General features: G+C 58.9%; 10 protein-coding genes. 9 read left to right on the forward strand and 1 reads right to left on the reverse strand.

Annotation, left to right across the window (positions count from 1 at the left end; translation table 11 throughout):
* Positions 1–174 precede the first annotated feature (174 nt).
* Entirely contained in the window at positions 175–1,152 is a 978-nt protein-coding gene (locus VF694_RS09560) for a helix-turn-helix domain-containing protein (RefSeq protein ID WP_003801269.1), read from the reverse strand.
* A 176-nt stretch (positions 1,153–1,328) separates the two neighbouring features.
* On the opposite strand from VF694_RS09560, the gene VF694_RS09565 reads away from it, so the two are divergent.
* From VF694_RS09565 to VF694_RS09605, 9 genes are all read left to right on the forward strand, one after another.
* Positions 1,329–2,363 (forward strand): class I SAM-dependent methyltransferase, encoded by a 1,035-nt coding sequence (locus VF694_RS09565; RefSeq protein ID WP_440164183.1) that lies wholly within the window; start codon positions 1,329–1,331, stop codon positions 2,361–2,363.
* 5 nt (positions 2,364–2,368) lie between these two features.
* Positions 2,369–3,604, forward strand: a complete 1,236-nt coding sequence (locus VF694_RS09570; RefSeq protein WP_440164184.1) for an MFS transporter — start codon at positions 2,369–2,371, stop codon at positions 3,602–3,604.
* Positions 3,605–3,764: 160 nt separating this feature from the next.
* Positions 3,765–4,937 carry a molybdopterin-synthase adenylyltransferase MoeB gene (moeB, locus tag VF694_RS09575; protein ID WP_003801264.1) on the forward strand — a complete coding sequence of 391 codons (1,173 nt, stop codon included), beginning with the start codon at positions 3,765–3,767 and terminating at the stop codon, positions 4,935–4,937.
* A 19-nt stretch (positions 4,938–4,956) separates the two neighbouring features.
* Positions 4,957–5,364, forward strand: a complete 408-nt coding sequence (locus VF694_RS09580; protein WP_003801262.1) for a Mov34/MPN/PAD-1 family protein — start codon at positions 4,957–4,959, stop codon at positions 5,362–5,364.
* A 73-nt stretch (positions 5,365–5,437) separates the two neighbouring features.
* A complete protein-coding gene (locus tag VF694_RS09585) occupies positions 5,438–5,710 on the forward strand; it encodes a MoaD/ThiS family protein (RefSeq protein ID WP_003801260.1) in 273 nt (90 codons plus the stop codon).
* An 83-nt stretch (positions 5,711–5,793) separates the two neighbouring features.
* A complete protein-coding gene (locus VF694_RS09590) occupies positions 5,794–7,605 on the forward strand; it encodes a CoA transferase (RefSeq protein ID WP_440164186.1) in 1,812 nt (603 codons plus the stop codon).
* Positions 7,602–9,263 carry an AMP-binding protein gene (locus VF694_RS09595; RefSeq protein WP_440164187.1) on the forward strand — a complete coding sequence of 554 codons (1,662 nt, stop codon included), beginning with the start codon at positions 7,602–7,604 and terminating at the stop codon, positions 9,261–9,263. Before VF694_RS09590 ends, VF694_RS09595 begins: the two co-directional genes overlap by 4 nt.
* Positions 9,260–10,453: an acyl-CoA dehydrogenase family protein gene (locus tag VF694_RS09600; protein WP_003801254.1), complete on the forward strand. Its 1,194-nt coding sequence runs from the start codon at positions 9,260–9,262 to the stop codon at positions 10,451–10,453. Before VF694_RS09595 ends, VF694_RS09600 begins: the two co-directional genes overlap by 4 nt.
* Entirely contained in the window at positions 10,450–11,640 is a 1,191-nt protein-coding gene (locus tag VF694_RS09605) for an MFS transporter (RefSeq protein WP_202801529.1), read from the forward strand. Before VF694_RS09600 ends, VF694_RS09605 begins: the two co-directional genes overlap by 4 nt.
* Position 11,641 lies beyond the last annotated feature (1 nt).

Genomic DNA, 11,641 nt, shown 5'->3' on the forward strand with positions numbered 1-11,641 from the left:
AGATTGATATGTAGGACGGAGCAATTCCTATGCAGGACCGGAAATCCGCTGCAATTGCAGGAATTTGTCAAAGCAGAAGGGGAACTTTTTAGAGAGAGGGCCGCAGGGAGCAGCCCGAAAAGAAGGGTGGGCCTCTATGAATGCAGAGGCCGAAAACAGCGGAATTACAAAGGTTTAGGCGCGCTTGTTGCCAAAAATGGATTTGGGTGAGCGGCCAAAGTAGCGCGTAAAGGCGACGGAAAAGTTATTGGGGTATTTGTAGCCGACTTGCCAGGCGGCCTGGGCTACTTGTTGGCCGGACTCCAGCAAGGTATAGGCTTTGCGCATACGCAGTTCCAGCAGCAGGCCGATGGGCGTGTTGTCGTACAGATAGCGAAAACCTTCTTTAAGTTTGTGCTCGTTAATGCCCACCGTCGTGGCCAGATACTCCACCGTGATTGGCTGGTCCAGTTGCGAGCTGAGCAAATCGCGTGCTCGTTCAACCCGCTGAATATCATCCACCGACAGCGGGGCGCTGTTGGGGGCGTCGGGCGGAGCCAGGCGGTTGAACTGCTCGGCCAGCAAGCTTAGCGCATGGATTTGCAGGTTCAGCCTGTGGTTATGAATGGGCTGCTCCGGGGTGCACGGCTGCATATAGCGTGCCAGTGCCGCCGCATGGGCCATGGTGGCCTGGCTGCTGGCATGAAAGGACAGACGATGCAGTCCCACGCAATCCATCAACTGGGTGGCGCGTTCCGGGCCCACGTATTTGTTCAAGGCCGCCTCGCTGATGACCAGCCGTAATTGCGATACGGACTGGTCTTCTTGATAGTGGCGTTCCCCCCGCAGGGATCGGAAAGCCGTCACCGTGGTATGGCCTGCCTTGAACAGCAGATCTGAACTCTCCCGACCCTGATAGGCCGACTGTCCTTGCAGACCCACGGTTACCACAATGACACGGCCCGCATGGGGGCCGTTGCTTTCTTCAACCAGCGATCGGCTGGGGTGATAGTGCAAACGGCCCAACAAAAAACCTTGTTCCAGTTCCACGCATTCGGAATAGCAGTGGCCCAGTTCTTCGGGTAGTTGCAGCCGGACTCGGCCATCGCTCAGAGCGCGGCATGACCTGGGTTCATCCGTGGTTAAGCGATAGCCAAATTTGCGCGTGCTCATCATTTCTCCTGCTAAAAGCGCCTCGCATATGAATTGCTCCGTTCAGCATAGATCTTAATGCAAATAATTCTCATTAAATATATATCATTTCTAGCTGTGATGGCAGAGGGAAGGGCCATTGTGGAATTCACGGAGGTAAAAAAACAGTGCTGGATCGATCGCTAGGAGAAGTCGTTTTGTCGGAGCAATTGCTGGAGTCGCATGCTCTGCAAGCCTGTTGGGACGCGCAATTGGCGGGTTTAAGTGCAGATGCCTTGAATCTGGCTTTGGGATATGGCGTGTTTGCGCATCTGGATAAGTTTATCGCTGCTGAGGAACTTGCGCTTGTGCTCAAGTGGGACGCCGACAACACCGCCTACCTGCTGGAGTTGCTTTGGAGTCTGGAGCTGCTGGAGTGTCAGTGGACCTGTCCGCGACGCTATCGCAGCCTGCCGCAAACGGCGCGTTATCTGAATCCGGGTTCGGCGCAATATTGTGGCGATGCCTTGCTGTTTCGGCATGGCGTCTTGCGCCAGGTGGGCAATCAGCTCGATGAGCTGCTGCGTAATGGCAAATCGCCTCCAGCGGATCCGGCATTGATTCAGCAAGGCTGGGCAGCGGCGGCACGTTCGCAAATTGCCCAGGAGCAAACGGCGGTCACGGCCGAGGTGGCCTGTGAGATTTTTGGGGCCGTGCCGGAGTTCTGGCAGGCGCAACGTCTGCTGGATTTGGGTGGTGGGCCAGGATTGGTAGCCATCGCCTTGGCGCAACAGCAGCAGGACTTGAATGCCGTGGTATTCGAGTACGAAGCGGCGGCGGCTGTCGCTCAGCAAAAAATTCTTGATGCCGGTCTGGAAGCGCGTGTCAGCACCTTGGCCGGTGATCTGCTGGTGGACGATTTCGGGTCGGATTACGACCTGATCTGGTGCTCCTCCGTGCTGCATTTTGTGCCGGACATCCCCGTTTTGCTGGCCCGTCTGTATCGTGCGCTGCGCCCCGGTGGGGTGCTGGTGTGCTGTCACGCCGAAGTACATACCGAGGTCAGCAAGGCCAAACGGATTTTGCATTACTACCTGCATATGCGTATGCAAGGCCGCCATGTGTTGCCGGAAGGGCAGTTGGCCCAGTTGCTGGAGCAAGCCGGATTTGATGATGTTCAGCAGTTTGATGAGGTGCGCTTTCCGGTTGCGCCCGTCACTGCATTGATTGCGCGCAAGGCGTGTAAAGGGTGATGACAATGAAGACGTGGAAAGCGTGGGGGGCGCAGCTGCTGTTTGGCTGGATGAATCTGGTGCTGGCCGTCCCCAGTATTTACCTGATGCTGGGCATGCCCCTGGTGATGCGCCAGCATGGCTGGTCCGGCACCGAGATAGGCTTGTTCCAGTTGGCGGCCTTGCCCGCTATTTTCAAGCTGGTGCTGGCCATGCCGGTGCAGCGTGTCCGCCTGGGTGGCGGGCATTTTGTGCACTGGCTGTGGTTGATGGCGGTGTTATTGCTGGCTTTGTATGTAGGCATAGGCCGCGAGAATCTGATTGATCAGCGGACCCTGCTGTTTGCCCTGACCTTCGCCATCAGCATTGTGGCGACCTGGATGGACATCCCCTTGAATGCCTTGGCGGTGCAATACCTGCCGCGCGAGGAACAGTTGCGTGCGGGCAGTATTCGTTCTGCCGCCTTGTTTCTGGGCGCGATTGTCGGGGCGGGCGTGATGGTGCTGGTGCAGGCCCGCTGGGGTTGGCAGGCACCGTTTGCCTTGATGGGCCTGGGGCTGGTCATTGGTTGTTTGCCCTTTGCCTTTTTGCGTTCCAAAGCCGGTTTGCAAGCGGCCGAGGCCGAGCAGGCGCCCCCCGGTTTTGTTGCCGATTGGGTCAGCTTTTTCGGGCAGGAGGGAGCCAAGCAATGGACCAGCTTGCTACTGACCAGTTTTCCCTTTATTGGCGCTGTCTGGTTTTACCTGAAACCCTTGATGCTGGACCAGGGCATGCCCTTGGAAGAAGTGGCCTGGACGGTAGGTATTGCCGGGGGCATTACGGGTGCCGTGTTCAGCCTGATTGGTGGTCGTTTGGCCTCATTGCTGGGTGCCGCACGCGCCATTCCGATTTATCTGCTGGCGGCCTTGCTGTCCCTGATTCTGCTGATGGTCTCGGTCTGGGCCAAGCTGGGCCCGGTGTGGCTGATCAGCAGTGCCCTGTTGATTGCAGCCAGCATGGGGGCGGTGTCGGCCTTGCTCTTTGGACTGACCATGTTCTTTACCCGTAGACAGCGCAATGCCTCGGACTACGGTTTGCAATCGACCATCTTCACCTTGGCCCGTATGGCCGTCCCCATTGTCGCTGGCATCTTGCTGGACCGCTTCGGTCAGCTTGTCATGCTGGGCGTGCTCACCCTGGGTGTTCTGTTCGCCTTTGTACTGGCCTGGCGCGTGCGCCACAGCGTTGGTGCCAGCACCGAAGTTTTGCTGCGTAGTCAGTAAGTCAGGGCCTGAAAACGCCAGCGCACACAGCTGGCGTTGGCGTTCATCGTTTTTGCTCCGTCTCGCATAGAAATTAGAACCCAAAGGCTATTGTGTCATTTTCAGTCATATTTGAGAATAAGTCTTGTTCGTATTCACATGTATTTAACCAGGAGTCATTATGACCTTGCCCCCCTTAGTTGAGCCCGGTGAGCCTTTAAGCCGCGAAGAGCTTAACCGTTATAGCCGTCACCTCTTGATTCCCAATGTGGGCATGGAAGGTCAGCGCCGCATCAAAAATGCCAAAGTGCTGGTTATCGGAGCAGGGGGCCTGGGTTCGCCCACCTTGCTGTACTTGGCCGCAGCCGGGGTGGGCACACTGGGCATCATCGACTTTGACCGGGTGGATGAATCCAATCTGCAGCGCCAGATCATTCACACCGTAGATAGCATTGACGAGCTGAAAGTGGAAAGCGCCAAGCGTGCGATTCACAAGCTCAACCCCCACATCAAGGTAGAAACGTATACCGACAGGTTGGAACCGGACATGGCGGTCGAGCTGTTCTCGCGCTACGACCTGATTCTGGATGGCACCGACAACTTTGCGACCCGCTATCTGGTCAATGACGCGTGCATGCTGGCCGATAAACCCTATGTCTGGGGTTCGATCTTCCGCTTTGAAGGCCAGGTCTCGGTGTTCTGGGAAAACGCACCTGGTGGCATAGGCTTGAACTACCGCGACCTGTACCCCGAACCCCCACCACCCGAGCTGGCTCCTTCTTGCGCGCAGGGCGGTGTGTTTGGTGTCTTGTGCGCCTCGATTGCCTCCATCATGTCCACCGAAGCCATCAAGCTGATTACCGGCATTGGCGATCCTTTGATCGGCCGTCTGATCGCTTACGACGCACTGGATATGTGCTACCGCGAACTGCCCATCCGTCGCCTGCCCAATCGCAAGCCCGTGACCGAGCTGGGCGATTACCAAACCTTCTGCGGCCTGAATCCACCGGCTGATGCCATGGCCATCCCCGTGCCTGTTATGACCGTGCTGGAGCTGAAAGAGCGATTGGACCAAGAACAGGCCCCCGTCCTGGTGGATGTGCGCGATCCCAATGAATGGGAAATCGTGAACATTCCTGGCGCGATTCTGATGCCCAAATCTCCCACGGTAGCCGCCGAGATTCTGGCTGCCTTTGGTCCGAATGCGGATCTGGTGATCTCGTGCCGCTCCGGTGCGCGCTCCAGGACCGTGTGCGAAGAGCTGATCAAGTTGAATGCCCCCAAGGTGCGCAATCTGGAAGGCGGCGTACTGGCCTGGGTGGAGCAGGTCGCTCCCGAATTGGCGTCTTACTAAGTTCGGGAGGGAGTACATCATGGCCTTGCAGATTCGTCGTTCTGCTCTGGAGCAAGTTCTGAATCATGCCAAGCAGGATCATCCCATCGAGGCATGCGGACTGATTGCCGCCCAGGAGGGCTCGCTGGTGGCCGAACGCGTGCTGCCCATGCAAAACCGGGCGGCCTCGGAGGTGTTTTATCAGTTCGATTCGCGCGAGCAATTTCAGGTCTACCGCCGTCTGGATGAGGACGATCAGGAGTGTTGCGTGATCTACCACTCGCATACCGCCAGCCAGGCTTTTCCCAGCAAGGACGACATTGATTTTGCGGGCCATCCCGAACTGCATTACCTGATCGTGTCCACCTGGGACCAAGCCACCGTGCCGGTTCGATCCTTCCGGATTATCGATGGCGGTGTGACCGAAGAAACCATTGTGATTGTCTAGGGAACAGCGTCGCTCCCCCAAGGGAGCGTGCGTCCCGGCCGTTGGAAACCACTATTTCAAAGGAGTTTTAAGCATGTCCATTTCAGTCTCTATCCCGACCTTGCTGCGTCCACTGACGAACGGCGAGAAGAAAGTCCAGGCCCAGGGCGCTTCGGTAGGCGAAGTGATCGAGCATCTTGAAGGTCAGTTTCCCGGCATCAAGGCACGCCTGATGAGCGGCGAAGACCTACATCGTTTCGTGAACATTTACGTGAACGAAGAGGACATCCGTTTCAGTGATGGCCTGAAGACCGCCACCCGTGCTGGCGACAGCCTGACCGTACTGCCTGCCGTAGCAGGGGGCTAAGACCGTCTGGTCTGGATTTTCATGGTGCAAGTGCTGGTTTCTGCAATCAGCACTTGGCGTGCGCATCACTCTGGTTTGGAACTATGTCTGAATTACTACATGGCTGCGGATTACGTTGGCAGATGGGCTCACCGCCCCCGTATTGGCCGGGCTTGCCCGCTGCCTTGAGCCGTCAGGCCCGATTGCTGGGTTTGTCCGAGCAAGCCGCAGGCCAGCAAGACGAAGCAGCATTCAGCCTGCATTCGCCTGATTTTGGAACGATTAGCACGCGTCTGGAAACCGAGGCAGGTGGCATGACGCAAGCCGCGATCAGCGAGCTGAGCATGCAGGCCGCCAGCGGTATCTTGTCCGTGCATGGACGCTCCAGTGGCCCGTCGGGTACGCTGGGTCTGGATTATCTGGCTGTACTCAGTTCAGCCATGGGCTTGCAGGCGACCTTGGCAGCCGCCTTGGGCCAGTTGCGTGGCGGACGTTTCTCCACGGTGTCGGTCTCACCCTTGGGTTGTGGCTTGCTCAGTATCGGACAGTATCTGGCCGGGGCAACGGCGGCTCAGGACCCCGAGCAGTTACTGGCAGGCAGTGACGATCCCGGCTTGCGGCCACCCTTTATGTCGCAGGACGGTGTGGTCTTTGAACTGGAAACGCTGGACCCCCGACCCTGGCGCGCCTTTTGGGAAGCGGTGGGTGTACCGGCTGATCTGGCGGGTCAGGCCTGGAAAGCGTTTCTGCTGCGCTATGCCAAGGCGGTGTGCCCCATGCCAGCGGCGTGTTTAAGCAGTCTGCAAGCCCTGAACTTTGCCCGTTTGCAGGAACTGGCCTTGCAGACCGGCATGGCCATCTTGCCGGTACGCACACCGGCTCAACGCCAGACTGATAGTGATTACGCGGCCTTGGCCGGTCTGTGGCAGCACCAGACTCATGCCTCGCCCGGGTCATTGCGCACCTTGCCGTCCAACGCCGATTTACCCCTGCGCGGTTTGCGGGTGGTGGAGTCCTGCCGCCGGATTCAAGGGCCTATTGCCGGTCATTTGCTGGCGCTGCTGGGGGCGGAGGTGATTCGTCTGGAACCGCCCGGTGGTGATCCCTTGCGTGCCATGCCGCCGTGCGTGGATGGCTGCTCGGTGCGCTTTGATGCGCTCAATCAATTCAAGACGGTGCAGGAAGTGGACATCAAGTCGGCTCAAGGCCGCCAGGCCATTTACGAGCTGGTGAGCGAGTCCGATGTGTTCCTGCATAACTGGGCACCGGGCAAGGCGGCCGAGCTGCAACTGGATGCCCAGGACCTGCACGCGGTGCGCCCGGATCTGGTCTACGCCTATGCGGGCGGTTGGGGCCAGGAGCAAGTGGACGCGCCGGGGACGGACTTCACGGTGCAAGCCTGGTCGGGCATTGCTCACACCATTTCTCAAACCTCGGATGCACGGGGCGGGTCTTTGTTTACGGTGCTGGATGTGCTGGGCGGGGTGATGGCCGCGCTGGGTATCAGTGCCGCCTTGCTGCGCCGGGGCCTGAGCGGGTCGGGCTTGCGGGTAGACAGCTCCTTGCTGGCCACGGCCGATCATCTGGCCCAGGCCGTTTCACCCATCAGTAAAACCGGCGTGTCGGCGGTGTTCCAGACGGGCGAGGACTTCATGGTCATCGACTGTCAGGATCAGACGCATCTGCATGCCTTGGCCGGGTGGTTGAATGTGTCGCCCGATGCCGTCTGGACGGTCTTGCCGGATCGTCTTCTGTCCCAGTCCGCCCTGAGCCTGGAAGCGCAACTGGATGTGCTGGGCATACCGGCCCGCCGTGTCCATAGCAATCTGGCGCAACTGCGTGCTGATCCACGCCTGGCGTCCCATTTTCATGACAAGGGCTATTCGTCTGTTAATTCTCCCTGGAGGTTTTTATGAATCACGCTGGCATCATCGATCTGGTCCCTGCGTCATTGCGCCAACGCTGGATAGAGGACGGTACCTACCCGAACAAGCCGGTCTTTACGCTGTTCGCGGAAAAAGCCCAGGCTCATCCGGACAAGCTGGCTGTGCTCTCGCCGGAGGGCAATATCAGCTATAGCGCCTTGATGGACGCGGCTCTGCGTCTGGCAGGCAGCTTGCGTCGCGCAGGGATTATGGTGGGCGACGTGGTGGCGTATCAGCTCAGCAACCATTGGGTTTGCTGCGCCATTGATCTGGCCGCCGCTGCTTTGGGGGCGATTGTGGCGCCTTTCCCACCCGGACGGGGCAAGCTGGATATTCAGTCGCTGGTGCGTCGTTGCGATGCACGGGCGGTGATTGTGCCGCATGAATATGCAGGCATTGATTTGTGCGAAGTGATCGAGTCCTTGCGTCCTACGCTGCTGTCCTTGCGTGTCCTGATCGTGCAAGGCCCATCGCGTCCAGGCTGGATGACTTTGGATTCCCTGTTCGAGGGCGAGCCTTTGGCCTTGTCCGAATTGCCGGTGGTGTCCCCCAATTCGCCCGTGCGTTTGCTGGTGTCCTCGGGCACCGAGTCCGAGCCCAAGCTAGTGGCCTACTCGCATAATGCGCTGGTGGGCGGGCGTGGTCGATTCCTGCAACGCGTTTCCCCCAATGATGTGGAGTTCCGCGGCATGTATCTGGTGCCGCTGGGTTCTTCATTTGGCTCTACGGCCACCTTCGGCGTGCTGTGCTGGTTGGGTGGTTCTTTGGTGGTCTTGCCCAAGTTTGATGTGCCTAGTGCGATTGCCGCCATCAATGCCTTCAAACCCAGCTTTATTCTGGGCGTGCCCACCATGTTCCAGCGTATTGCGGCAGCACCTGAACTGGAGAAGGCCGATAAAGCCAGCTTGCGCGGTTTGATTGTGGGCGGTTCAGTCATTGACGAAGCCACGGTACGCCGTTGCGTGGAAGCGTTTAAGTGCGGCTTTATCAGCCTGTACGGCTCGGCCGATGGGGTGAACTGCCACAACACGCTGGATGATCCTATCGAAGTGGTCTCGAGCAGTGTAGGGACCCCCAATCCGCAAGTGTGCGAGATTCGCCTGATTGACGATGAGGGTGCCGAAGTGCCGCAAGGCGAAGTAGGCGAAATCACCGCACGTGGTCCCTTGAGCCCCATGCAATATGTGAACGCCCCGGAACTGGATGCCCAGTATCGGGACGAGCAGGGTTGGGTGAAAACGGGCGATCTGGGTTACATCAATGCCCAAGGGCAGTTGGTGCTGGCTGGTCGCAAGAAAGACATCATCATTCGTGGTGGTGCGAACATCAGCCCGGTGCAAATTGAAGGTCTGGTCATGGCTCACCCGGATGTGGTTACCGTGGCGTGCGTGCCGGTCCCCGATGCGGATCTGGGTCAGCGTATTTGCCTGTGCGTAACGGTGCGTGAAGGCGTGCCGCGTTTCTCCCTGAAAGAGATTACCGACTTCTTGCGTGAGCAGGGTCTGGAAGTGAACAAGCTGCCCGAGTATCTGCGCTTTTACCGCAGCTTGCCGCTGACGCCTGCGGGCAAGATCGACAAGCGCGCCTTGGCTGCCGATGCGGCTGCATTGGGTTCCGGGGCCAAGACTGCAGCGGGGATAGCAGCATGAGCCACCTTGCCATCTCCAGCGCGGCCTTGAGCCGCAAGCTGCGGCAGTTTGTGGATACCGAGATCATTCCTAACGAGGGCATTCTGGCTCAGGGGGACAATCTGGCCCGCGAGCTGACCCTGGACCTGACACGCCGCGCTCAACAGGCGAGTTTGTTCGGCAGTTTCTACCCCATGCATCGCGGCGGTCGGATCGCCAGTTTGGTCGAATACTTGCCCGTGGCTGAACAGGAAGGACGCTCCGAATATGGCCCCGGTATTTTCGGGGCAGATGCCACGCTGGATGCGTATATGTTAAGCCATCATGGCTCAGCCAGCGTCAAACAGCGCTTCTTGACCCCCTTGCTCAAGGGGGATGCGGTGTCCAGCTACGCCATGTCCGAGCCGGACAGCATTGGTTCGATTCCGGCCACCATGCAATGTCAGGCTCGCCTGAAAGACGGGCAATGGCATGTGAATGGCCGCAAGTGGTTTATTTGCCGGGCGCAACTGGCTAGCTTCACGACCGTGGTGGCGCGCAGCGCGGACGGTCCCGTGAATGAGTCCTTGTCCATGGTGATCGTGCCCACGGATGCGGCGGGCTTTAAAGTCGTGCGTCCCTTGCCGTTGCTGGGACGTTATCAGGGGCAAAACGAGCTGCTGTTCAACAATGTGACCGTGCCGGAGGACTATGTTCTGGGCAGCGCCGGGCAGGGCATTGCCCTGATGCAAAAGCGCCTGGCTTTGGGCCGTATCTTGCGATCCGTGCAATGGCTGGGACTGGCACAACGCAGCTTTGAAATCATGTGCGAGCGCATTCATTCGGAACGTGGAGAGCTGGCCCGTTTGGCAGACAAGCAACTGGTTCGGGCACGGGTCTATCAGGTGTACCGCGCCATCACCTCGGCTCGCTGCTTGCTGCGTGAAGCCGCCGTCAAGTTCGATGCGGGCTTGCCCAATTCCGTGGAGGTGAATGTAGCCAAGCTGGCAGCGTCGGACGCAGTCAGCGAGGCGGCAGATTCCGCTATCCAGATCATGGGGGCCGAAGGGCTGGCCGATTGGAGCCCCTTGTCCGGCATTTACCGGGCAGCGCGTACCACGCATATTCTGGATGGGGCGGACGATGCCTTGATCAGCACGGTCGGCAAACACTTGCTGCAAGCCCACTACGCCATTCAGGAGACGGCAGACATGAACAAGGCAGTCGCATGATGCTATCGACACGGGCAAGTCGTTCTCCCTGGGTGCTGGCCAGTCTGATGACTCTGGCGATGGGTATGCCCATGATGGTGTTTTATGCCATCGGCGTCCTGGGCCCGCAAATCATTCAGGATCTGGGCATCTCGCGCGAGCAACTGGGTTGGTTGACCACCAGCACCTTTGGTCTGGCTGCCTTGCTCTCGCCGTGGGCGGGGGCTTTGGTGCAGCGCATGGGCAATCGGCAAGGTTTGTTTTTGCTGTTCCTGCTGGTGGCCATGTCCTTTAGTTTGATCGCGGTGTTGCCGGGTTTCTGGGGTGTGCTGACGGCTCTGCTCTTGTGCGGCTTGGCGCAGTCCTTGGCGAACCCGGTGACTAATCAGGCCATTGCCCAGTTGGTACCGGCAGAGCGCAAGGCCGGGTTGGTCGGTATCAAGCAGTCCGGCGTGCAGGCTTCGGCTTTGCTGGCCGGTCTGGTCTTGCCCACCCTGGCCTACAAGCTGGGGTGGCGGGGAGCGTTTGTGGTGTGGGTGCCCGCCATGCTGTGCCTGTCCTACTTTGCCTTGCAGCTTTTGCCAGCCAGAGCCAGCACCGCAGCTGGCAGCATGTCCTGGCGCTTGCCCTGGCCCAGCCAACAGCTTTGGCTGTTGATGGCCATTCAGCTGTGCGCGGGTCTGGTGCTGTCGTCTTTCATCACTTTTCTGGGCGTTTTTGCGCAGCAGCTGGGCCTGTCGCCGTACTGGATAGGGATGCTGGTCAGTGGCTTTGGGGTGATGGGGATTGTGTCCCGAGTGCTCTTGACGCCTATTGCCGCCCGCTTTGGTGATGAAACCTTGTTGCTGGGCATCCTGTTTGTCATCCCGATTGTGGCTTTGTTGCTGATGATGATGGCCGCGCCGGACAGGCTCTGGCCCTTGGGAGCCGGGGTGCTGGCCATTGGCCTGACCCTGGTTGCGACCAATGCCATTGCCATGAGCATGTTGCTGCGAGATGCCCGCTTTGGGGCACCGGCTCGTACGGCAGGGCTGTTGTCCGTCGGGTTCTTTGGCGGCTTTGCCTTTGGCCCGCCACTGTTTGGCGTGTTGCTGCGCTCGCCCGAAGGCTTTGCTGCTGCCTGGCCTTTTTTGATGGGCATTCTGGTGTGCGCCAGCTTGTTGTGCCTGATTCTGTACCAGGTTCGTCGTATGGCAAAAGGGGAATGAT

The sequence above is a fragment of the Alcaligenes sp. Lyrl_28 genome (assembly GCF_051948705.1).
Classification (GTDB): Bacteria; Pseudomonadota; Gammaproteobacteria; order Burkholderiales; family Burkholderiaceae_B; genus Alcaligenes; species Alcaligenes ammonioxydans.